Annotated in this window: 22 protein-coding genes and 1 pseudogene; 16 read left to right on the top strand and 7 right to left on the bottom strand. The window is 57.5% G+C overall.

Annotated elements, in window-relative coordinates; translation table 11 throughout:
• Both CPJ18_RS04840 and CPJ18_RS04835 read left to right on the top strand, forming a co-directional pair.
• Positions 1-1,032 carry an SAM-dependent methyltransferase gene (locus tag CPJ18_RS04840; protein ID WP_103657215.1) on the top strand — a complete coding sequence of 344 codons (1,032 nt, stop codon included), beginning with the start codon at positions 1-3 and terminating at the stop codon, positions 1,030-1,032.
• 3 nt (positions 1,033-1,035) lie between these two features.
• Positions 1,036-1,587 carry a hypothetical protein gene (locus CPJ18_RS04835; protein ID WP_103657214.1) on the top strand — a complete coding sequence of 184 codons (552 nt, stop codon included), beginning with the start codon at positions 1,036-1,038 and terminating at the stop codon, positions 1,585-1,587.
• On the opposite strand, the gene CPJ18_RS04830 is transcribed toward CPJ18_RS04835, so the two are convergent.
• Positions 1,560-1,769, bottom strand: a complete 210-nt coding sequence (locus CPJ18_RS04830; protein WP_103657213.1) for a hypothetical protein — start codon at positions 1,767-1,769, stop codon at positions 1,560-1,562. The two genes, CPJ18_RS04835 and CPJ18_RS04830, sit on opposite strands and share 28 nt — an antisense overlap.
• A gap of 211 nt (positions 1,770-1,980) precedes the next feature.
• Here CPJ18_RS04830 and CPJ18_RS04825 point away from each other — a divergent pair, with 211 nt between their 5' ends.
• The 3 genes from CPJ18_RS04825 (at position 1,981) to CPJ18_RS04815 (ending at position 4,265) form a co-directional block, all read left to right on the top strand.
• On the top strand, positions 1,981-3,396 hold the full coding sequence (locus CPJ18_RS04825; protein WP_103657212.1) for a phosphomannomutase: 1,416 nt from the start codon (positions 1,981-1,983) through the stop codon (positions 3,394-3,396).
• 102 nt (positions 3,397-3,498) lie between these two features.
• Positions 3,499-3,900 carry a group II truncated hemoglobin gene (locus CPJ18_RS04820; RefSeq protein ID WP_103657379.1) on the top strand — a complete coding sequence of 134 codons (402 nt, stop codon included), beginning with the start codon at positions 3,499-3,501 and terminating at the stop codon, positions 3,898-3,900.
• Positions 3,897-4,265, top strand: coding sequence for a DUF423 domain-containing protein (locus CPJ18_RS04815; RefSeq protein ID WP_103657211.1), 369 nt, complete (start codon positions 3,897-3,899; stop codon positions 4,263-4,265). The genes CPJ18_RS04820 and CPJ18_RS04815 overlap by 4 nt, the downstream gene beginning before the upstream one ends.
• A gap of 4 nt (positions 4,266-4,269) precedes the next feature.
• Here CPJ18_RS04815 and CPJ18_RS04810 read toward each other — a convergent pair.
• Both CPJ18_RS04810 and CPJ18_RS04805 read right to left on the bottom strand, forming a co-directional pair.
• Positions 4,270-4,581 (bottom strand): annotated as a pseudogene (locus CPJ18_RS04810) (DUF2325 domain-containing protein); the annotation flags it as partial.
• Between the two features lie 192 nt (positions 4,582-4,773).
• Positions 4,774-5,433, bottom strand: a complete 660-nt coding sequence (locus CPJ18_RS04805; protein WP_077117874.1) for a TetR family transcriptional regulator C-terminal domain-containing protein — start codon at positions 5,431-5,433, stop codon at positions 4,774-4,776.
• Positions 5,434-5,692: 259 nt separating this feature from the next.
• On the opposite strand from CPJ18_RS04805, the gene CPJ18_RS04800 reads away from it, so the two are divergent.
• The 11 genes from CPJ18_RS04800 to CPJ18_RS04750 all read left to right on the top strand — a co-directional run bounded on the left by CPJ18_RS04800 (position 5,693) and on the right by CPJ18_RS04750 (position 18,382).
• Positions 5,693-6,964: a Zn-dependent hydrolase gene (locus CPJ18_RS04800; protein WP_103657378.1), complete on the top strand. Its 1,272-nt coding sequence runs from the start codon at positions 5,693-5,695 to the stop codon at positions 6,962-6,964.
• Entirely contained in the window at positions 6,961-7,587 is a 627-nt protein-coding gene (locus tag CPJ18_RS04795; protein ID WP_245445326.1) for an endonuclease domain-containing protein, read from the top strand. Before CPJ18_RS04800 ends, CPJ18_RS04795 begins: the two co-directional genes overlap by 4 nt.
• The gene (hydA, locus tag CPJ18_RS04790) at positions 7,584-9,038 is read left to right on the top strand and encodes a dihydropyrimidinase (protein WP_103657209.1); all 1,455 of its coding nucleotides are present in this window, start codon (positions 7,584-7,586) and stop codon (positions 9,036-9,038) included. The genes CPJ18_RS04795 and hydA overlap by 4 nt, the downstream gene beginning before the upstream one ends.
• A gap of 2 nt (positions 9,039-9,040) precedes the next feature.
• Positions 9,041-9,403 (top strand): hypothetical protein, encoded by a 363-nt coding sequence (locus tag CPJ18_RS04785; protein ID WP_146258648.1) that lies wholly within the window; start codon positions 9,041-9,043, stop codon positions 9,401-9,403.
• On the top strand, positions 9,400-10,194 hold the full coding sequence (locus CPJ18_RS04780; RefSeq protein ID WP_103657377.1) for an ABC transporter ATP-binding protein: 795 nt from the start codon (positions 9,400-9,402) through the stop codon (positions 10,192-10,194). The genes CPJ18_RS04785 and CPJ18_RS04780 overlap by 4 nt, the downstream gene beginning before the upstream one ends.
• Before the next feature lie 193 nt (positions 10,195-10,387).
• A complete protein-coding gene (locus tag CPJ18_RS04775; protein ID WP_103657207.1) occupies positions 10,388-10,768 on the top strand; it encodes an endonuclease domain-containing protein in 381 nt (126 codons plus the stop codon).
• Positions 10,765-11,640 (top strand): ABC transporter permease, encoded by an 876-nt coding sequence (locus CPJ18_RS04770; protein ID WP_103657206.1) that lies wholly within the window; start codon positions 10,765-10,767, stop codon positions 11,638-11,640. Before CPJ18_RS04775 ends, CPJ18_RS04770 begins: the two co-directional genes overlap by 4 nt.
• Positions 11,637-12,509: an ABC transporter permease gene (locus CPJ18_RS04765; RefSeq protein WP_103657205.1), complete on the top strand. Its 873-nt coding sequence runs from the start codon at positions 11,637-11,639 to the stop codon at positions 12,507-12,509. The genes CPJ18_RS04770 and CPJ18_RS04765 overlap by 4 nt, the downstream gene beginning before the upstream one ends.
• A 22-nt stretch (positions 12,510-12,531) precedes the next feature.
• Complete coding sequence (locus tag CPJ18_RS04760; protein ID WP_103657376.1) at positions 12,532-13,524, top strand: ABC transporter substrate-binding protein; 993 nt, start codon at positions 12,532-12,534, stop codon at positions 13,522-13,524.
• A gap of 375 nt (positions 13,525-13,899) precedes the next feature.
• A complete protein-coding gene (locus CPJ18_RS04755; protein ID WP_407026436.1) occupies positions 13,900-15,042 on the top strand; it encodes an efflux RND transporter periplasmic adaptor subunit in 1,143 nt (380 codons plus the stop codon).
• 13 nt (positions 15,043-15,055) lie between these two features.
• A complete protein-coding gene (locus CPJ18_RS04750) occupies positions 15,056-18,382 on the top strand; it encodes an efflux RND transporter permease subunit (protein WP_103657203.1) in 3,327 nt (1,108 codons plus the stop codon).
• A 95-nt stretch (positions 18,383-18,477) separates the two neighbouring features.
• Here the strand turns inward: CPJ18_RS04750 and ureG are convergent, their stop codons facing one another.
• The 4 genes from ureG to CPJ18_RS04730 form a co-directional block, all read right to left on the bottom strand.
• Entirely contained in the window at positions 18,478-19,089 is a 612-nt protein-coding gene (gene ureG / locus CPJ18_RS04745; RefSeq protein WP_103657375.1) for an urease accessory protein UreG, read from the bottom strand.
• 87 nt (positions 19,090-19,176) lie between these two features.
• Positions 19,177-19,848, bottom strand: a complete 672-nt coding sequence (locus CPJ18_RS04740; protein WP_103657202.1) for an urease accessory protein UreF — start codon at positions 19,846-19,848, stop codon at positions 19,177-19,179.
• A gap of 3 nt (positions 19,849-19,851) precedes the next feature.
• Entirely contained in the window at positions 19,852-20,331 is a 480-nt protein-coding gene (ureE, locus tag CPJ18_RS04735) for an urease accessory protein UreE (protein WP_077103995.1), read from the bottom strand.
• 116 nt (positions 20,332-20,447) lie between these two features.
• Positions 20,448-21,281 carry a GGDEF domain-containing protein gene (locus CPJ18_RS04730; RefSeq protein WP_167397832.1) on the bottom strand — a complete coding sequence of 278 codons (834 nt, stop codon included), beginning with the start codon at positions 21,279-21,281 and terminating at the stop codon, positions 20,448-20,450.
• Between the last annotated feature and the right edge of the window lie 33 nt (positions 21,282-21,314).

Here is a 21,314-nt window from a genome sequence, read left to right as displayed (position 1 = left end):
ATGAACATGCTGGCTTTTGCCATCAACACCGCCGAAAGAGCGCCGCTTTCCGACAGCTTGACGTTGGCTGGGATTGATTTCCTGTGCGCTCGCACAAAACGTAAGATGGAAAAAGTGTCCCACGATCAGGAGGTCATTTTTGCGCGCGACATGGCGGATTTCCCCGTCGCGATCCACACGGACGAGGCCAATCGCCAGCATTACGAGGTGCCGGCGGAGTTCTTCTCGCTCGTGCTCGGCGCTCAGCGAAAATACTCCTGCTGCTATTATCCCAGCGCCACCACCACGCTGGATGACGCAGAGACGGCGGCTTTGGCCGAGACAGTAAAACATGCCGATATCTCTGATGGAATGGACATTCTGGAACTGGGCTGCGGCTGGGGTTCGCTGTCGCTCTATATGGCCCGCCAGTTTCCGAATGCTCGCATCACCTCCGTCTCCAATTCCGCATCGCAGCGCGCTTACATCCTCAGTCAGGCGGAACGCCGGAGCATTCACAATCTGACGGTCATCACCGCAGACATGAATGATTTTGCGCCATCCGGCAGCTTCGATCGCGTCGTTTCAGTGGAGATGTTCGAACACATGTCGAACTGGCGCGCCCTGATGGAGCGGACGCGCAACTGGTTGAAGGAAGACGGCAAGCTTTTCATCCACGTCTTCACCCACAAGGACCGGTCCTATCGTTTCGACCAGAACGATCCGGCAGACTGGATTGCCCACCACTTCTTCACCGGCGGCATCATGCCCGCACATGATCTGCCGCATCGCTTCGAGGACATTTACAATGTCGAGGCGGAGTGGCGTTGGTCTGGAGATCATTACCGGCGCACGGCGATGGACTGGCTCGCGAATTTCGACCGTGAATCCGCGCGCATCACGCCGATATTGCAGCAGGTCTATGGTCCTGACGCCAACTTGTGGCGTCGCCGCTGGCGCTTGTTCTTCCTGGCAACGGCCGGGCTGTTTGGCCATGACAAGGGCGCTGTCTGGGGCGTTGGCCACTATCTGCTCTCGCCTGTGAGAAACTAACGCATGACAAGCAAGGATAGAACGCATGATCCCCTGACGGCGGCGACACTAACTGTCGCCTGGGTCATCATTCTCAACAAGCCGTTCTATCCTCTTTCCATCTGGTGGCTGGTTGGAAACGGCGTCGAGGCATCGCTGATAAGCATTGTCTCGATGTTTTTCTTTCTCGCCATTTCACTGATTGCCCGCAGATCGGCACTTGCTGCGCGGATCGCATTACCGCTGATCGGCACCATCGATACGATCTTCGAGACCAAGCTGTTCGGCACCTCTGCGGGCACTGAGCTGTTTTTTGCAGCCTGCATCATGCTCGTGGCCCTGTCGTTCCGCCCGCGCGAAAGATACTGGCAAATCGGCATGACCGGCGTGGTCTTTGCAGGTTTCCTGTTCACCCGCTATCTGATTGGCGATGCACTCCACATCTGGAGCGCACCTGACCTCGCCAGGCTTTTCAACCTCAACGCCTTCGCAGTGGCCTTTCTCACGGCCTTCATCGCGCTTCGATATGCGGGGATCAGCCGGGCCGATCACTCCTCCGGCACAAGACCGTCATAGACCTCCAGAAGTGCGGCGGAAATGGCCGCACCCAAATTATTGGCCGCTTCGCGGATCGCATCCTGATCACCATCCCGCGACGCTATCGCAAGTTCGGACCCTTTCTCTGCGATAATGGCCTTGGCACGTTCGATTGCCCAAAGACCGAAATCACCACGATTATCGATCGATACAGTGTCCATGTGACCCACTTCCCATCAAAATTGCCGATTACGACACCGCTTGATATATGGCGGATCACCTCGAACTGTCAAAACTTGAGAGATCATTGCCGATCGGGTACCAACCAGAAGCATATCGAAATTGGGGATCAATGCGGCGCTTTTTGCGTTAAGTCTGCGATCTCTTTGATCGAAACAGCATGGAACGACCCGGAATAAGGAAGCATTTGACATGAGCCTGAAGTTTGGAACAAGCGGTCTTCGCGGTCTTTCGAAGGATTTGAAAGGCAAGGCATCCGCCATATATGCCACGGCCTTCGCGCGACATCTTCTCACTTCCGGACAGGCAAAAGCTGGTGATCCTATTCTGATCGGGCAGGATTTCAGAGACTCAAGTCCAGCGATTGCTGAGACCTGCATCGCCGCACTCGCAGCGGCAGGTCTGAAGCCCATCGATTGCGGCGCGCTGCCAACGCCGGCGCTGGCGCTCTACAGCTTATCTCTCAACGCAGCGGCTTTAATGATCACCGGATCGCACATCCCCGCAGATCGCAACGGCATCAAATTCTACCGCCCGGATGGCGAGATCGACAAACAGGACGAAACGGCCATCGCCGAACTTGCCAAGACAGTCGGGGCGGAAAATATCTCGGTCACCTCAGCGAGCGCTGAAAACCACGCAGATAAGGCCAATGCCTTCTTCTTCAAACGCAACGCCTCCCTCCTGCCAGAGAAATCGCTCACCGGCCTCAAGATCGGCGTTTACCAGCACAGCACGGTTGCCCGCGACGCGTTCGTGGATGTTCTGAAGCATTATGGCGCAGATGTTCTGCCGCTTGGCCGCTCTGAAACATTCATTCCAGTCGATACAGAAGCGGTTTCTGCCGACACTCTTGAGAAGCTTAAAGCCTGGTCCACTGAGCACAAGCTCGACGCCATCATTTCCGCTGATGGTGACGGCGATCGCCCCTTGCTGGCCGATGGGCACGGCGTTCCCCTGCGCGGCGATCTGCTTGGCCTCATCACCGCAAATTTCCTGAAAGCGGATGTCGTCGTAACACCCGTCACCTCCAATTCCGGCATCGAAGACAGCGGTGAATTCGAGGTTCTGCGCACCAAAGTCGGCTCCCCCTTCGTGATTGCTGGCATGGAAGAGGCTCTATCAAAGGGCAACAAGGGTGTGATCGGCTTCGAAGCCAATGGCGGTTTCTTGACGGCATCGCCTTTCACGCTGAATGGCAAGACAGTTTCCGCCCTGCCGACTCGCGATTGCTTCCTGCCCTTGCTCGCCGCCTTGAAACTGGCAGCCGAACAGAAAAAGCCACTCTCTGAAATCGCCGCCGCCTACAAACTCCCGGTCGCCGCAGCGGACCGTCTACAGGACTTTGCACAGGAAAAAAGCGCCGCGCTTATGGAGCATCTGCGCTCATCACCGACCAATCTTGAAAACTTCCTCAAGTCCGTCGGTACTGTCAAAGAAACCAGCGATATCGACGGCCTGCGGGTCACACTCAGCAACGGCAACACCATCCACTTCCGCCCCTCCGGCAATGCCCCGGAAATGCGCTGCTATGTGGAAGCCGCAAATGAAGATGAGGCAGACGCACTGTTGAACAAGGGGCTCGATCTCATCCGCAATTTCGGCTGAAATCTCTTTCAGGTGCGGCGAACGAATTGCCGCACCTTCCTTTCCCTGTTGCACTTTCGGCCTTCAAGCGGCAAAACCGACGGGAAACGGAGACTGCACGCGGTGTCGGACGAAACCATCACGCTTTATGAGGCCATCGGCGGTGAGGCGACCGTCCGCGCACTGACCAAGCGTTTCTATGAATTGATGGATACTCTGCCGGAAGCCGCCCGCTGTCGCGCCATCCATCCACCGGACCTTACCGGCAGCGAGAGCAAATTTACCGATTATCTGCTCGGCTATCTCGGTGGCCCACCTGTTTATGTCGAGAAATACGGTCATCCTATGCTGAGGCGGCGGCACTTCGTGGCACCCATCGGCGCTACGGAGCGCGACGAATGGCTGCTGTGCTTCCGCCGGGCCATGGATGAGACAATCGAAAATCCAAAACTTCGCGAAATCATCTGGACGCCGATAGAGCGGCTGGCATTTCACATGCAAAATCAGGAAGATACTGCATCATGAGCAAAAGCTGGCTGCGCGCAACGAGCCTTTTCCTCTCCGGCCTTTTGGGTGCCAGCGGCGTGGCTCTCGCGGCTGCGGCAACGCATACCGGCGCAACGCAATTGTTGGGCAATGCCTCGACAATGTGTCTTGCCCATGCGCCCATTCTTCTGGGCATCTACGTCGGCTGGGAGCGTATCAGAACCGCAGCACCGGCAGCCATCCTGCTCGGTCTTGGAACGGTGCTTTTTGCCGGAGACCTCGTCTCACGCCATTTTACCGGCAACGGTGCCTTCCCGATGGCCGCACCTATTGGTGGCCTTGGCATGATTCTCGGCTGGGTCGCGCTGGCAGCCGCCGCTTTTTTCAAAACGGCGCGCCAGTAATATCCTAATTGGCTGCAGCGCGGTCGTTCATCGTTTGAAGCGCCCGCTCCAGGCTGGATTTGCTGCCGTTGCGCAGCGGAATGAAGGTCTTGCCGAACTTCTTGCAGCCGGACTTTACCCGCAAACACGCATCATGGCTGATACAGTCGATGGGGCAAAAAACGCAATCCACCGATGGAAGCAGCGTATCGATGCGGGATACCGCTTCGCGCAAGCCGCCATCATGGTGGATGAGCTCGGCGTCGAAGTTGCTGGCAATCTGGCGAAGATGGGCAACCTGACAGTCACGTCCTCCGACATAGAGAAAGCTCCTCGGCCCGGCAGGGACAGCGACGGGTTGCGATGCCTGCTGCGGACGATTGTCCCGCTTGCCGTTCCGCTCCGCCTTCTTCTTGTCCTTGCGCGCCATGCCTTACCTCATCATCAAAAAACACCACCTGTGCGATCAGGCTGGGTGCACGATAATAAAGATGAGTTTTAGTGTAAAGTATAAAGTTGATTATTTAGATCATGTTTTTCGCAAAGGCACAGGATTTATCCCCAGACCGCCCATGAAGAGCTGTTCCAGGAAGCGGGCGGCATCCTCAAAGCGCCCCTCGCCCGAATTGCCTTCGCCTAACACAGAGCGAACCTGCACGTCGAAATCCGCATAATGCTGGGTTGTTGCCCATATCGAGAAAATCAGATGATAGGGATCGCAAGCTGCGATTCTACCCGCCTTCGCCCAGGCCCTGATCACCTCTGCCTTCTCATCCACCAACTGCTTCAGCGGCCCCTTCAACTCGTCTTCCACATGCGGCGCACCCTGCAACACCTCATTCGCAAACAGCCTGCTTTCGCGCGGATAGTCCCGCGCCATCTCCAGTTTACGGCGAAGATAGGAGCGGATTTCGGTTTCGGGATTACCAGTGGCATCGAAGGCGCGAAGCGGATCCAGCCACGTATCCAGCACGCGCTCGATCAGCGCCCGGTGCATCGCCTCCTTGGTGCGAAAATAATAGAGGACATTCGGTTTCGACATTCCGGCCACCTCGGCGATCTGGTCAATCGTCGTGCCGCGAAAACCATTTGCCGAGAAGACATCGAGAGCAGCCTCGAGAATGGTCTCCTCTTTCTCTTCCTGTATCCGCGTTCGCTTTTGTGTCTTCGCCGCTCTGGGTATGGGCATGAAGGGTTCTCTGTCTGTTTTTGATGCATTATTCGGGCAAGATGGGCAAAAAATAATCGATGATCAAAGCTCAATCTAAAATACCGCTTTACACAGCAAAAATCCCTCGGTTTCTTTTAAGTGCCAAAGCTAGATTTCACAATGTTTACCAGTCGGTCAAATTATTGGTGGTCGATTTCCAAAAGCATTTCGCCGCATCCTAATGGAACGGCACGCCCCTTGCATCATGACGATCAAAACAGGTGAGGAAAAGACTGGCATGCCGGAAACACCCGCAAAAAATGAACTGCCCGGAAAAAATCTGGTCATCAATGCCGACCGTCTGTGGGACAGCCTGATGGACATGGCAAAGATCGGCCCCGGCATTGCTGGCGGCAACAACCGCCAGACCTTGACCGATGAAGATGCGCAAGGCCGCGAGCTCTTCAAGAACTGGTGTGAAACAGCAGGCATGAGCGTTGGCGTCGACGCCATGGGCACCATGTTCGCCACCCGCCCCGGCACCGACCCGGATGCCCTGCCCATCTATATCGGCAGCCACCTCGACACCCAGCCAACCGGCGGCAAGTTCGACGGTGTGTTGGGCGTGCTGGCGGGGCTGGAAGTGGTGCGAAGCCTGAACGATCTCGATATCCGCACGAAGCACCCTATCGTCGTCACCAATTGGGCGAACGAGGAAGGCGCGCGCTTCGCCCCTGCCATGCTAGCATCCGGCGTTTTCGCGGGCATTCACGATCTCGACTATGCCTATGGCCGCACCGACACGGACGGCAAGGCCTATGGTGACGAGTTGAAACGCATCGGCTGGCTAGGCGATGAACAGGTCGGGGCGCGCAAGATGCACGCCTACTTCGAATATCACATCGAGCAGGGGCCGATCCTCGAAGCGCAGAACAAACAGATCGGCATCGTCACCCATTGCCAGGGCCTCTGGTGGCTGGAGGTGACGCTGACCGGCAAGGAAGCCCACACCGGCTCCACCCCGATGCCCATGCGCGTCAATGCAGGCCTCGCCGCCGCCCGTATTCTGGAGAAAGTCCAGGAGGTCGCCATGGCCCACCAGCCCGGCGCGGTTGCTGGCGTTGGCCAGATGATCTTTACGCCCAACTCTCGCAATGTCCTTCCCGGCAAGGTGGTCTTCACCATCGACCTGCGCACGCCCTCGCAAGAAAAGCTGGATGCCATGCGCGCCATCTTCGAGCGCGAAGTGCCGCTCATCGCCGAAGAGCTCGGCGTCGGCTGCACAATCGAAGCCATCGGCCATTTCGACCCCGTCACCTTCGATCCAGTCTTGGTCGGGCGCGTGCGCGATGCGGCAGAAAAACTGGGCTACAGCCACATGGACATCATCTCTGGCGCAGGCCACGATGCCTGTTGGACAGCCCAAGTGGCACCATCCACCATGATCTTCTGCCCCTGCGTGGACGGCCTCTCTCACAACGAAGCCGAAGACATTTCCCCCGAATGGGCCGCCGCGGGGTGTAACGTGTTGCTGCACGCGGTTCTGGAAACTGCGGAGATCGTGGAATGATTGCCCTGCCGAGACCAAGCCCCCTCATCCGACCCTTCGGGCCACCTTCTCCCCGGCGGGGAGAAGAAACCGGTGGCACCCACATCACTCCAAACGTCAACGTGGCCTTTGGCCGCAAGGCTGCGGCAGAGTTCTTCTCCCCGCCGGGGAGAAGGTGGCCCGAAGGGTCGGATGAGGGGGCAAGCGCAACCGTGGATGACATCAGCAGAAAAGTATCAAAACGCCTGCCAGGCAAGACGCAGCAAGCGCGAAACCTTCGCCGGCAGGAAACCGATGCGGAATATCGGCTTTGGTACGAACTCAAGAGCAGGCGCTTGAACGGCTTCAAATTCGGCAGGCAGATTCCGCTCGGCAGCTTTATCGCAGATTTTGTTTGTCGAGAGCGAATGTTGATTGTCGAACTCGACGGATCGCAACATGCGGACTCGATTCATGATCGTCAGAGAACAAAATGGCTGAACAGCCAAGGTTATTCTGTGCTCAGATTCTGGAATCATGAAATCTTCGAAGAACGACGCAGCACTCTCGAAACAATCCTTGCTATCCTAAACGGCGAACGTTTCGAGAGTGATCATCCAGATCGTTTTTCCCCTGCATTTCTTCTGGAAAGCGCTGACAAATGACCAGCATCATCAAAAACGGCACCATCGTCACTGCGGACCTGACCTACAAGGCCGACGTCAAAATAGATGGCGGGGTCATCATCGAAATCGGGCAAAACCTCTCCGGCGGCACCGTTCTGGATGCGACGGGCTGCTACGTCATGCCCGGTGGTATCGACCCGCATGTGCATCTGGAGATGCCCTTCATGGGCACCTATTCGGCGGATGATTTCGAGAGTGGCACACGCGCTGCCTTGAGCGGTGGCACCACGATGGTAGTGGATTTCTGCCTGCCGGAACCCGGCCAGTCGTTGCTGGATGCGCTCAACCGCTGGGACAACAAGGCGACCCGCGCCACCTGCGATTATGCCTTTCACATGGCGATTACCTGGTGGGGTGAGCAGGTCTTCAACGAAATGAAGACTGTCGTACAGGACAAGGGTATCAACAGTTTCAAGCACTTCATGGCCTATAAGGGTGCCCTGATGGTGAATGATGACGAGATGTTCGCATCCTTCTCGCGCTGCGCGGAACTCGGCGCGCTGCCCATGGTGCATGCGGAAAACGGCGATATCGTCGCGCAGATGCAGGCGAAATTGCTGGCGGAAGGCAACAATGGGCCGGAAGCCCATGCCTACTCCCGTCCCGCCTCCGTGGAAGGTGAAGCCACCAACCGTGCCATCATCATCGCCGATATGGCGGGCGCACCGCTTTATGTCGTCCATACCTCCTGTGAACAGGCGCATGAGGCCATCCGCCGGGCGCGGCAAAACGGTATGCGGGTCTATGGCGAACCGCTGATCCAGCATCTGATTCTCGATGAGCGCGAATATGCCAACCCCTGTTGGGACCACGCCGCCCGCCGCGTCATGTCGCCACCCTTCAGAAGCACGCAGCATCAGGACAGTCTCTGGGCAGGACTTGCTGCAGGCTCGCTGCAATGTGTGGCGACGGACCATTGTGCCTTTACCACGCAGCAGAAGCGGAACGGTCTCGGTGACTTCACCAAAATCCCCAACGGCACCGGCGGGCTCGAAGACCGCCTCCCGCTGTTGTGGAAGCACGGCGTAACCACGGGCCGCCTGACGATGAACGAATTCGTCGCCGTCACCTCGACCAATATCGCCAAGATCCTCAATCTCTATCCCAAAAAGGGCGCGATCCTTGTCGGTAGCGATGCGGATATCGTTGTCTGGGACCCGGCACTCAAAAAGACCATCACCGCCGAAAACCAGCAATCTGCCATCGATTACAATGTCTTCGAAGGCCAGACGGTGAAGGGCCTGCCGCGCTTCACGCTCTCTCGCGGTGTCGTGGCAATCGAGGAAGGCACCATAAAGACGCGCGAAGGCCACGGCCAGTTCGCGGCCCGCGAGCCCTACCCCGCCGTAGCCAAAGCACTATCCACATGGAAAGAACTCGTCGCGCCCCGCAAGGTGGAACGCACAGGCATACCGGCAAGCGGAGTTTGATGATGAAGACCATTTTGATAGCAGCCATCATGTCGGCGTTGCTCGGTTCCACAGCCAACAGCGCGACATTTCTCGATGGAGCCTATGGCGAGAAAGAAGGCTGCACCTATTCGAAAACAGGCGAATCGAGCGGTGCCGACGAATTTTTCCTGCTGAATGACGAAGGCGTCACCACCGCGACGGCCTTCTGCGCGTTTTCCGGCAAACCGACAAAAACAACGACCGGGTTCAAAATCGTCACCCAATGCGAAAGTGAGGGGGACAAAGGGCAAAAGGAAACCATCGAGCTCAAAAAGAGTACCGATGGATACACGATCAATTTCAAGGATGGCACAAGCTGGGGACCGCTTCCGAAATGCCAATGACAGAACCCGCTCCCTTCTCCGTCGTTTCCGCCAAAAATCTCGGCCTGACCTTTGAAACCGGGGATGGTCCAGTGCATGCGCTTTCCAATGTCGATCTGGAGGTCAAGAAGGGCGACTTCGTGTCCTTCATCGGCCCTTCCGGCTGCGGCAAGACGACGTTTTTGCGGGTCATTGCCGATCTGGAAAAGCACACGTCCGGTGAGATCACCGTCAACGGCACGACGCCGGAAAACGCTCGCAAGGACCGGTCCTATGGCTATGTGTTTCAGGCAGCGGCTCTCTACCCATGGCGCACCATCGAAAAGAATATTGCCCTGCCGCTCGAAATCATGGGCTACACCCAGGCAGAACAGCAGGCGCGGATCGAACGCACGCTCGATCTCGTCAATCTCAGCGGCTTTGCCAAGAAATTCCCCTGGCAACTGTCCGGCGGCATGCAGCAGCGCGCCTCCATCGCCCGCGCACTCGCTTTCGATGCCGATCTGCTGCTAATGGACGAGCCCTTCGGCGCGTTGGACGAAATCGTCCGCGATCATCTCAACGAGCAGCTTCTGAAACTCTGGAGCACTACGGGCAAAACCATCTGCTTCGTCACCCACTCCATTCCCGAAGCCGTATATCTCTCCACCAAAATCGTCGTCATGTCGCCGCGTCCCGGGCGGGTGACTGACATTATCGAATCGACTTTGCCCAGCGAAAGGCCGCTGGAGATTCGCGAGACGCCGGAGTTTCTGGAGATTGCGCATCGGGTACGCGAGGGGTTGAAGGCGGGGCATAGTTATGAGGGGTGAGGTTTTGACGTCGAGGTCACGAACCCCTCCCCAACCCCTCCCCACAAGGGGGAGGGGCTTAACCCAGCCTCGTCCGTTTAGGCTCAATGAAGCCTCGGGGATGCAGCACGGTTTCTCCCCCCTTGTGGGGGAGATGGCCAGCAGGCCAGAGGGGGAACGCGGCAAAACGCTAAGGGTGATTGGGGAGCGACGCATGGCGCATTCGAATATCGAAGTCAAAACTCGCCAGCGTGCCAAGACCCTGCGCCGGGAAATGACAAAAGCCGAACGGATCATGTGGGATATTCTTCGGGATTTCCGCCCCAGAGGCGCACTGTTTCGGCGCGAAACACCCATCGGGCCTTATATTGCGGACTTCGCCTGGCTCTCCGCCCGTTACATCATAGAGGTCGATGGCGATAGCCATGAAACGACGCACGGTCGGCAACATGACCTCAAAAGAGATGCCTTTCTCACATCTCAAGGCTTTACGGTGCTGCGGTTTGATAACAGTCAGGTCATTGATAACCCAGACTACATTGTGATCTCACTGGAGCAATCCATCTCCAAATGTCTGGATCGGGGCCACCCATGACCACCCTCCGGCATCGCATCCTCCCCGTCCTCACCATCCTCCTCGCGATCCTTGTCATCTGGCACATCGCCGTCGTCTACCTCAACATGCCCTTCGCACGTGACCAGGCCGCCAGAGCAGGCCAGCAACCGAGCTTCTCGGAACTCCTGCCGCAGACATTCGCCCAGGAGCGCCCCGTCCTGCCCGCCCCGCACCAGATCATCGCGGAGCTGTGGGATACGACCGTCAACAAGGCCATCACCTCCAAGCGCAGCCTCGTCTACCATGCGGGCATCACGCTTTCGGCGACACTCCTGGGTTTTGCTATCGGCACGGCGCTCGGCATTCTACTGGCCGTCGCCATCGTCCATAACCGGGCCATGGATCGTTCGGTCATGCCGTGGATCATTGCCAGCCAGACGATCCCGATCATCGCGGTCGCACCGATGATCATTGTGGTGCTGAACTCCATGGGCATTTCCGGCCTGCTGCCGAAGGCGCTGATTTCGACCTATCTCAGCTTCTTTCCCATCGTGGTCGGCATGGTGAAGGGGCTGCGCAGCCCTGAGAGCATTCAGCTTGATCTGATGCACACCTATCACGCCGCACCCTCGCAAATCTTCTGGAAGCTGCGCTGGCCATCGGCCCTGCCCTATCTCTTCACCTCACTGAAAATTGCCATCGCCATTTCGCTGGTCGGGGCTATCGTTGGGGAATTGCCGACGGGTGCTGTCGCAGGCCTCGGTGCGCGGCTGCTCTCCGGCTCCTATTATGGCCAGACGGTGCAAATCTGGGCCGCGCTCTTCATGGCAGCAGCCGTTGCGGCCATTCTGGTTTCGATTGTCGGCATCGCCCACACAGCGGTGCTAAAAAGAATGGGAGAGCGACCATGAGTAACCCCTTATGGATCATTGGCGCTGTTCTGTTCTGGCTTGCCGCTTGGGCGTTGAACGAATGGCTGGTGCGCCAGCGCTTTCAGACATCGACCGCAAAACGGGCGAGTAGCATCGCCATCCCGCTCATCTTCGGCGCCGCCATCATCGTGCTGTGGGAAGGCATGGTGCGCGGTTTTGCCATTCCCTCCATCCTGCTGCCCGCACCAAGCGCCATCTTCCTGCGCCTTATCAGCTCCATCCCCATTCTCTGGGCGGATTTCCGGCAGACGTTTCTGAAAGCGGTGCTGACGGGATACGTGCTGGGCTGCGGTCTGGGCTTTGCCGTTGCCGTTATCATCGACCGCTCGCCTTTCCTGCAACGTGGGCTGCTGCCCATCGGCAATTTCGTGTCGGCTCTGCCCGTGGTTGGCATCGCGCCCATCATGGTCATGTGGTTCGGCTTCGACTGGCAGTCCAAGGTTGCCGTTGTCGTCATCATGACCTTCTTCCCCATGCTGGTGAACACGGTGCAGGGACTATCCGCCTCCAGCCACATGGAGCGTGACCTGATGCACACCTATGCCGCCAGTTGGTGGCAGACGTTGGTAAAACTGCGCCTGCCCGCCGCATGGCCTTTCATCTTCAACGCCTTGAAGATCAATTCCACGCTGGCGCTGATCGGTGCCATCGTGGCCGAGTTCTTCGGTACGCCCATTGTGGGCATGGGGTTTCGCATCTCCGCCGAAATGGGCCGGAGCAATGTGGATATGGTTTGGGCCGAGATTGCCGTCGCGGCAATCGCAGGTTCCGGCTTTTACGGTTTGGTGGCGTTGGCAGAGCGCGCCGTCACCTTCTGGCATCCGTCCGTCCGCAGTGGACGCACGTAAACAACGAAAAAAGGGAACAGCGATGAGAAACAGACTTGCATCCATGCTTCTGGCCGGAGCGACGCTGATGACGGCGTTCGGCGCTCAAGCCGCCGAAAAGGTCACGCTTCAATTGAAATGGGTCACCCAAGCCCAGTTCGCCGGTTATTACGTGGCCAAGGACAAGGGCTTTTACGAAGCCGAAGGGCTCGATGTCGAGATCAAGCCCGGCGGCCCGGATATTGCTCCTGCGCAAGTTCTGGCAGGCGGCGGCGCAAATGTCGTCGTGGACTGGCTGCCATCTGCGCTCGCAACCCGCGAAAAGGGCGTGCCGCTCGTCAACATCGCCCAGCCCTTCAAAAAATCCGGCATGATGCTGACCTGCCTCAAGGAAAGCGGCATCACCAAACCGGCGGATTTCAAGGGCAAGACGCTCGGCGTCTGGTTCTTCGGCAACGAGTATCCCTTCCTGTCGTGGATGGCGCATCTGAAGATACCAACGACAGGCGGAGCCGATGGCGTGATCGTGCTGAAACAGGGCTTCAACGTCGACCCGCTGTTGCAGAAGCAGGCCGCCTGCATTTCCACCATGACCTACAATGAATATTTGCAGGTGCTGGAAGCGGGTGTGAAGGCAAGCGATCTCGTAACCTTCAAATATGAAGACGAAGGCGTGGCGACTCTGGAAGACGGCCTCTACGTACTGGAAGACAAGCTGAAGGACGCCAAGTTCAAGGACAACATGGTGAAATTCGTGCGCGCCTCCATGAAGGGCTGGAAGTGGGCGGAAGAGAACCCCAATGATGCCGCCGATATCATTCTGGAAAACGATGCCTCCGGCGCGCAGACAGAAGCACACCAGAAGGGCATGATGACGGAGGTCGCCAAGTTGACGGCAGGCTCCACCGGCGCGCTTGATAAGGCGGATTACGACCGCACCGTCAAAACCCTATTGGGCGGCGGTTCCGACCCTGTCATTACCAAGGAGCCGACGGGTGCCTTTACTACTGAAATCACAGATGCCGCTTTGAAATAGACGGCCACCAACCGAGGCGCGCAAAGTGTCGCGCCTCGGCCCACCGTTATTTATTGCTGCATTCGGTGATATTCAAAAATGTATATCCGCTCCATCAGTTAGACGGATTGAATTAACCCCGGGGACGAATTACATTCCGCTACGACAGGCTCGGATATTTGCCTCGCAGGAGACTTGGCCCAATTGGGAGCGGCCAGTTTTGTGGAGGACGCAGACATCTGCGAGGTGAGTGCGAGATATGTCACCCCATTTTTTTGCATTCATCGTCGCATGACTTTCAAAAGCACCCAATGTGCATGATGGACGTGCGATCCGCACCTTTGAACGGACAGGCATATGCATCGCAACACACTTGCAACCCGGCTCTCGCTTCTCATGGTCTCGGCTTTGTTCGTGCCTGGCCTTGCGAGCGCGCAGGGTGGTGCAGACCGCAAGAACCTGCCGTCCATCGTCGTCAGCGAAGCAACCAAACGCGATCTCGTGGACCGCGTCGTGGCAACCGGAACGCTGAAGCCGGTCGATGAAATCTATGTGCAGCCGCTGGTGGATGGCCTGTCGGTAGACAAGCTGAATGTCGATATTGGTGATAAGGTCGAGGCCGGTGCCTCCCTTGCCGAACTGTCGAAAGACAGCCTCATCCTGCAAAAAAGCCAGCTGCAAGCCAACCGCGCAAAGGCGGAAGCCTCTGTCGCGCAGAGCAAAGCGCAGGTCATTGAAGCGCAAGCCAATTTAGACGATGCGGTTCGCCAGCGTGACCGGGCAGATCGTCTCGGCAAATCCGGCTCGGGTTCAGTCTCGCAGGTCGAACAGACAGCCGCCGCCGCCGATGTCGCCCAGGCCCGCCTTCAGGCCTCCAGACAGGCCGTGACGGTTGGTGAAGCCGACACCAAGGTAGTAGATGCGCAGATCGAAGACATCGACCTCAAACTGTCGCGCACCAGCGTCAAAACGCCGGTTGCCGGCATCGTATCGGCCAAGAACGCACGCGTCGGTGCCATTGCCAGCGGCAGCGGAAATCCGCTCTTTACCGTCATCAAGGACAACGCGATCGAACTCGTTGCTGACCTCTCGGAAACCGATATCCAGAAGGTTCAGGTCGGGCAAAGAGCCATCATTACCGTCGCTGGTGGTCGCAACAAGATCGAAGGCAAGGTGCGGCTTGTGTCGCCCACGGTTGATGCGACTACGCGCCTCGGCTCCGTGCATATTCTGTTACCAACGGACAGCCCAGCCCGCGCTGGCATGTATGGCAGCGCCGAAGTGGTGATCGCCTCAGCCAATGCTCTGGCCCTGCCGCTTTCCGCAGTGACGTCAGGTCGCGATGGATCGACCACCAGACGTGTCGAAAACGGCGTGGTCAAACAGGTGGCTGTCGAAATCGGCATTCAGGACGGTGGTTTCGTGGAAATCAAAAACGGGATTTCCGCAGGCGACGTGGTCGTCGAAAAAGCAGGCGCATTCGTGCGCGATGGTGACAAGATCAACCCGGTCCCGGCTGATGCCGCAGCCTCGAACTGACTGAGAGAACACCATGAACTTTTCCGCATGGTCCATCCGCAACCCGATTGCGCCGTTGCTCTGCTTCGCCTTGCTGCTGTTTTTGGGCGTGAAAGCGTTTTACGATCTGCCGATCACCCGCTTTCCCAACATCGACGTGCCGGTGGTGGCCATCACCGTCACGCAAAGCGGTGCCTCGCCGTCCGAGCTAGAGGCGCAGGTTACCAAGGAAGTCGAAGACGCGGTTGCCTCCATCAGCGGAATCGATGAGATACAGTCCACGGTCACCGACGGTCAGTCCCTGACCACGGTGCTGTTCCGCATTGAAAAGCCTACCGAAGAAGCCGTTCAGGACACCAAAGACGCCATCGATAAAATCCGCAGCGAATTGCCTGCGGATATCGAAGAGCCCGTCGTCAGCAAGATCGATGTCGAGGGACAGGCAATCCAGACCTTTGCCGTTTCCTCCCCCAACATGACCCTGGAAGAGTTGTCCTGGTTCGTAGATGACACCATCAAGCGGGCGCTTCAGGGCCAGTCGGGCATCGGCAAGATCGACCGTTACGGCGGTGCGGACCGTGAAGTGCGCGTGTCGCTCAACCCAGCCAAGCTCGATGCCTACGGTATCACCGCTTCGGATGTGAACACCCAACTGCGTGGCACCAACATCGATCTCGGCTCCGGTCGTGGACAGGTGGCTGGCAACGAGCAGACCATCCGCACCTTGGGCGACACCCGTGATGTGGCGCAGCTTTCCAATACCACGATTTCGCTGTCCAACGGTCGCTTCGTCAAGCTGTCGGAACTCGGAACGGTCACCGATACCTACGAAGAACCCAAATCCTTCTCGCGGTTCAACGGCAATCCAGGCGTCACCTTTGCGGTTTTCCGCTCCAAGGGTGCCAGCGAAGTCTCCGTTGCCGAAACCGTCGCGCAAAATCTGGACAAGGTGCGCGCAGACCACCCCAACGTCTCCATCGAAATGGTCGATGACGCCGTCTACTTCACCTATGGCAACTATGAGGCCGCGCTTCATACGCTGGTGGAAGGCTCCATTCTTGCCGTCATCGTGGTGCTGCTGTTCCTGCGAAACTGGCGCGCGACACTGATCGCCGCCGTAGCCCTGCCCTTGTCAGCCATCCCCACCTTCTGGGTCATGGATGTGCTGGGCTTCTCGCTCAATCTCGTCAGCTTCCTCGCCTTGACGCTGGCGACCGGTATTCTCGTGGATGACGCCATCGTGGAGGTGGAGAATATCTCCCGCCACATAAAGATGGGCAAATCGCCCTATCGCGCCTCGCTGGAAGCCGCCGACGAAATCGGCCTTGCGGTGATCGCGACGAGTTTTACTATCATCGCCGTTTTCGTGCCTGTGTCCTTCATGCCGGGTGTCCCCGGCCAATACTTCATCCAATTCGGCCTTACCGTCGCCTTCTCGGTGTTCTTCTCGCTGATGGTCGCGCGCCTCATCACGCCGTTGATGGCCGCTTACCTTATGCGTTCCGATGATGCCGTCGATGACCACCACGACAATGACGGCTGGTTGATGAAGTCCTATACGCGGATGGTGACGGCCACCACCAGCAGATGGTGGGCGCGTTACCTCACGCTACTCGGCGCCATCGGCTTCCTTGTCGGGTCGATCATTCTCTTGAGCGGCGTTCCCGGCAGCTTCCTGCCGCCGGATGATGCGTCGCGCGTCGTGCTCTCCATCGAGCTTCCGCCCAATGCGACGCTGGAAGAAACTGATACGACGACATCGAAAATCTATCAGGCCGTAAAGGATATCAACGGCGTCGAAAGCGTCTTCATTCTGGGCGGCGCATCGCCAAAGGGCGATCTGGAACTGCGGCGTGCAACGGTGCGCGTCATTCTCCAGCATATCGATCACTCGTTGGTGAAGGCGCTGGTCAATAATGGATTGGGCTCGATACCGCTGATCGGCCAATATCTTCCGAAGGTCGAAGACAATGGCAGAACGCGTCCGCAATGGGATGTGGAGCGGGATATTTTCGCCAAGGTGAACACGATCCCGGATGTGCGCATCATCAAGCTGAATGATCGCGCTGAACGGGAACTGAGCTTCAACTTCCTGTCGTCAAGCGAAGAGGATTTGCAAAAGGCCGTCGGCATTCTGGAAACGCGTCTTCGCGCCTCGCCGATCCTCGTCAATGTCAGCTCGGAAGGCGCGCTTCCGCGCCCCGAACTGCAGATCCGCCCGCGCAAGGATGAGATTGCTCGCCTCGGCATTACGCCACAGCAGATATCCCAAACGGTCCGCGTCGCCACCATCGGTGATATCGATGCGCAGCTCACCAAGATTTCGCTGGATGACCGACAGATTCCGATTCGCGTTCAGGCATCGCTCGATGTTCGCCGTGATCTAGCGTCCATCCGCGCGCTGAAAATCAAGACCGCAACGGGTGCCACTGTGCCGCTCTACAGCGTGGCTGACATCGATTATTCGGAAGGCCCAAGCTCGATCAAGCGCAACGACCGCAATCGCGTCGTCTCCATCGGCTCCGATGTCCCCTTCGGTACGGCGCTGGATACGTCATCTGCTGAGTTCAAGCGCATCGTAGCGGAAACACAATTGCCCCCCACCGTGCGTCTTGCAGAAAGCGGCGACGCCAAGGTGCAGGGTGAAATGCAGCGCGGCTTTACCAATGCCATGTTGCTCGGCCTGCTGCTCGTGCTGGTCGTTCTCATCCTGTTGTTCAAGGATATCATCCAGCCCTTCACCATTCTGTTTTCACTGCCGTTGGCGATTGGCGGTGTGGCGGTGGCGCTCATCATCACCAACAATGCACTCTCCATGCCCGTCCTCATCGGCATTCTGATGCTGATGGGTATCGTGACCAAAAACGCCATTCTGCTGGTGGATTTCGCCATCGAAATGCGTCGTCATGGCATGGAGCGGGTTCACGCTATGGTCGAAGCGGGCCGCAAGCGCGCGCGGCCCATCATCATGACCTCGATTGCCATGTCGGCGGGCATGCTGCCGTCTGCGCTCGGCGTTGGTGAAGGTGGTTCGTTCCGCTCGCCCATGGCGATTGCGGTTATCGGCGGCATCATCGTTTCGACGGTTCTGTCTCTGGTTGTCGTGCCCGCCTTCTTCCTCATCATGGATGATCTGTCGCGGCTGCTCGCTCATCTCTTCGGTCGCTTCATAGGCAAGAAGGAAGAAGAGCATCCGGTTCTGTCCAACGAGGAACTGTCGGAAGCGGCACGCACCAATCAGGACGCGTTGTCGGGCCTCGAAGAGCGCTTGGCAAACATCGAGCAGAAAAACGGCCCCGCTGCCAAAACGGCAGGGAATGCCAACAATGTGCTGCGCCTGCCGCCACTTGCGGCAGAGTAAAGCGAAGGCCATAAATCACAAAACGCCGGGCACTGCCCGGCGTTTTCTTTTTCTATCCGTCATCAAACCAAAGCCGTTTCAGCTTCTATTGTGTCTTACAATCCGCCGTGTTGCTTGAGAAAGTTAACGATGGTTCCCACGCCCTCGCCGCGCTTCATGTCGGTGAAAACAAAGGGCATGTCCTTGCGCATCCGCGTCGCGTCCGTGTCCATCACGCCAAGATCGGCCCCGACATAGGGTGCGAGATCTTTCTTGTTGATGACCAGCAGGTCAGAGCGTGTGATGCCGGGACCGCCTTTGCGGGGAATTTCCTCACCCTGACACACTGAGATGACATAGAGGGTGATATCGGCCAGATCAGGCGAAAACGTCGCCGCCAGATTGTCACCGCCGGACTCGATGAAGACGATATCCAAATCCGGAAATCGCTCATTGAGGCCAGCAATCGCCTGAAGGTTGATGGTCGCATCTTCGCGAATGGCCGTGTGCGGGCAGCCACCGGTTTCTACGCCCACAATCCTCTCAGAAGGCAGCGCCTGCATGCGCACGAGTGCTTCGGCATCTTCCTTGGTGTAGATATCGTTGGTGACGACGGCGACCGAATAATCAGCGCTCATCGCCTTGCAAAGCTTTTCCGTCAGAGCCGTTTTGCCGGATCCGACAGGTCCGCCGATACCGACCCGCAGCGGGCCATTTCCCGATTTCATTTCCATTTCCCTTCCGGATGACATTTTATTCCATACGAGCGATTTCGACACGCCGGCGAAAAGACATAAGCAAATTCTACGCCATTCTCATGACCGAAAAAGCCGCGTTTCCTGCACCTCGTGGCGCATGGCTGCCGTATCGGCAAGAATGGTCGCAGAGCCAAGATCATCCAGCGTCGAGACCGCCGCATGCTGTGCCAAGGATACGATATCGCTTTCCAGATGCGCGAGAATGGCAACGCCATCTTTCTGGCCTGCAACGCCCAGGCGGATGCCCGCCGACACGAATTGCGACACGCCGGAATGCAGATAGGCCGCCAGTGCGTCCTCAAGGTCAACCCCATGTGCCGAGGCAACCGCCCCCACCGCGACAGGATAAGGGGTCGATTTCGCCAAACGCTGAAAAACATCATGCGGCCATGCGGCGGCGGCATCCGTAAAGGCATCACCCAACAGGGTCGTTTCGCGATAGCGCTCTGCCGAACCCGCCAAGGCCTGCGCCAGTTGCGTCAACTCGGCCAGCGCCTCGCGGTCTTCATGGCAGCGCCAAGCCTGCGCCATCAGAACAGCGTCGTTCCAAAGCGTTCCACGCTGCAAAAGCAGGCTGATCCAGTTGCGAAGATCGAGGGCCGACGATAGACGACGATCATTCACTGCGCTTTCCAGCCCGCCGGAATAGGAAAAGGCTCCGACCGGAAAGGCCGGAGACATCCATGCCATCAATCTCAGCAATGCATCGACGCTACGTTTGTGCGTCATGGATCAGTCGTGGCTGTGGTTGTGATGATCGTGACCATGCGAATGACCGCCATGGGCATGATAGGCACCACGCGCAGGCTGGAATGGTTCCTCCACCTCGCGCACCGTTGCCCCCAATCCCTCCAGCATGGCGCGGATGACGTGGTCCCGAAGGATGACGATCCGACCCTCCTCGATCTGCGCAGCCAAGTGACGGTTGCCCAAATGCCATGCGAGTTCGATGAGATGCAGCGTATTTTTAGCGGTGATTTCGAACAGCTTTTCATCGGCCGCACGAACTTCCACAAGGTCACCATTCTCGATGACCAGCAGATCGCCATGTGCAAACAGCACCGGCTCTTTCAGGTCTAGCATAACCATCTCGTCGTTTTGAAGATGCAGCAGCTTGCGGCGCAGATGCCGCTGATCGTGGGCCAGTGTTACATAACCGGTCGGTTCGTCCGCAGGCGTGCCGACGGGAAGGTAGGATTGAACGCGCAGCATGAGCTTTCCAAGGTAATATTACGTCTCTAAGAAACCTGAAGGATGACGAGATCGATTGCAAGTCGCTGATGACGCAATGCACTCTTATACGCGGTGCGCACCAAGATCAGGCACAATCAGGATGCCGCCAGCAACGTCGATTTCAGATTTTCAACCGCCTGCGCAACACACAATTCGTCTTCATGGCAAACGCAATTGCGTCCCGATGCCTTGGCGAGATAGAGCGCCTTATCGGCAACGGCAAATGTATCGTGCTTGGAACGGGACGGATCGATATCCGCAACGCCGACGGAAACCGTCGTCTGGAGCTGTGTTCCATTGTAATTTATGGTCAGGCAAGACACGCGAATGCGCGCAAGCTCGATGAGAGTGAGGCGATCCTTGCGTATTCCACCACGAACGATCACCGCAAACTCTTCGCCTCCCAGCCGTGCCACGCAGTGAAATTCTCCGAACACGTCCTCGATTGCAGCAGCAGCCCTTTTGATGACGACGTCACCGGCTGCGTGACCATGATTGTCGTTAATGCCCTTGAACCGATCCAGATCGAAGATGGCCAGCGATGCATCGCTTTCGACTTCGTCGAAACATTGATTGAAAGCCCGTCGGTTGGCCAAGCCCGACAAAGTATCGGTCCGGCTCAGACGTTCGAACTCCGCATGTGACGCGTGCAGTTTGCGGATTGCACCCGCAACGACCCAACAGAGTATTCCCGTAACGACACCGCCGACGATCCAGGCCATGGCCACGCTGTACATCAACGCTTCCAGCAGCGGGAGTGGCAGCAGATTGAGAGAGTTCGCCACGGCGATAACGATACAGCTGACGAGCAAAGACAAAATGATAGAAATGAACACCATTTTGGTTGTGAACCCGCGAAGGTCCTGCCCTTCACCAAGGTCGGTCAAACTCACTTCTAACGAAATAAATTCCCTCAAACGTTCAGTCATCGCACCTCTTCCTTGCATGACATAATCGATAAA

Origin of the sequence: Agrobacterium rosae, assembly GCF_002915175.1 — a bacterium.
Taxonomy (GTDB): Bacteria; Pseudomonadota; Alphaproteobacteria; order Rhizobiales; family Rhizobiaceae; genus Agrobacterium; species Agrobacterium rosae.
Note: the sequence above shows the minus strand (reverse complement) of the source record. Positions and strands in the feature narration are given on the sequence as shown.

Bases quoted from the DNA above. Each gene is read 5' to 3' on its own strand.
- CPJ18_RS04840 (WP_103657215.1), top strand. From the start codon at position 1: ATGAACATGCTGGCTTTTGCCATCAACACCGCCGAAAGAGCGCCGCTT.
- CPJ18_RS04835 (WP_103657214.1), top strand. From the start codon at position 1,036: ATGACAAGCAAGGATAGAACGCATGATCCCCTGACGGCGGCGACACTA.
- CPJ18_RS04830 (WP_103657213.1), bottom strand. From the start codon at position 1,769: ATGGACACTGTATCGATCGATAATCGTGGTGATTTCGGTCTTTGGGCA.
- CPJ18_RS04825 (WP_103657212.1), top strand. From the start codon at position 1,981: ATGAGCCTGAAGTTTGGAACAAGCGGTCTTCGCGGTCTTTCGAAGGAT.
- CPJ18_RS04815 (WP_103657211.1), top strand. From the start codon at position 3,897: ATGAGCAAAAGCTGGCTGCGCGCAACGAGCCTTTTCCTCTCCGGCCTT.
- CPJ18_RS04805 (WP_077117874.1), bottom strand. From the start codon at position 5,433: ATGCCCATACCCAGAGCGGCGAAGACACAAAAGCGAACGCGGATACAG.
- CPJ18_RS04800 (WP_103657378.1), top strand. From the start codon at position 5,693: ATGCCGGAAACACCCGCAAAAAATGAACTGCCCGGAAAAAATCTGGTC.
- CPJ18_RS04795 (WP_245445326.1), top strand. From the start codon at position 6,961: ATGATTGCCCTGCCGAGACCAAGCCCCCTCATCCGACCCTTCGGGCCA.
- hydA (WP_103657209.1), top strand. From the start codon at position 7,584: ATGACCAGCATCATCAAAAACGGCACCATCGTCACTGCGGACCTGACC.
- CPJ18_RS04785 (WP_146258648.1), top strand. From the start codon at position 9,041: ATGAAGACCATTTTGATAGCAGCCATCATGTCGGCGTTGCTCGGTTCC.
- CPJ18_RS04780 (WP_103657377.1), top strand. From the start codon at position 9,400: ATGACAGAACCCGCTCCCTTCTCCGTCGTTTCCGCCAAAAATCTCGGC.
- CPJ18_RS04775 (WP_103657207.1), top strand. From the start codon at position 10,388: ATGGCGCATTCGAATATCGAAGTCAAAACTCGCCAGCGTGCCAAGACC.
- CPJ18_RS04770 (WP_103657206.1), top strand. From the start codon at position 10,765: ATGACCACCCTCCGGCATCGCATCCTCCCCGTCCTCACCATCCTCCTC.
- CPJ18_RS04765 (WP_103657205.1), top strand. From the start codon at position 11,637: ATGAGTAACCCCTTATGGATCATTGGCGCTGTTCTGTTCTGGCTTGCC.
- CPJ18_RS04760 (WP_103657376.1), top strand. From the start codon at position 12,532: ATGAGAAACAGACTTGCATCCATGCTTCTGGCCGGAGCGACGCTGATG.
- CPJ18_RS04755 (WP_407026436.1), top strand. From the start codon at position 13,900: ATGGTCTCGGCTTTGTTCGTGCCTGGCCTTGCGAGCGCGCAGGGTGGT.
- CPJ18_RS04750 (WP_103657203.1), top strand. From the start codon at position 15,056: ATGAACTTTTCCGCATGGTCCATCCGCAACCCGATTGCGCCGTTGCTC.
- ureG (WP_103657375.1), bottom strand. From the start codon at position 19,089: ATGAAATCGGGAAATGGCCCGCTGCGGGTCGGTATCGGCGGACCTGTC.
- CPJ18_RS04740 (WP_103657202.1), bottom strand. From the start codon at position 19,848: ATGACGCACAAACGTAGCGTCGATGCATTGCTGAGATTGATGGCATGG.
- ureE (WP_077103995.1), bottom strand. From the start codon at position 20,331: ATGCTGCGCGTTCAATCCTACCTTCCCGTCGGCACGCCTGCGGACGAA.
- CPJ18_RS04730 (WP_167397832.1), bottom strand. From the start codon at position 21,281: ATGACTGAACGTTTGAGGGAATTTATTTCGTTAGAAGTGAGTTTGACC.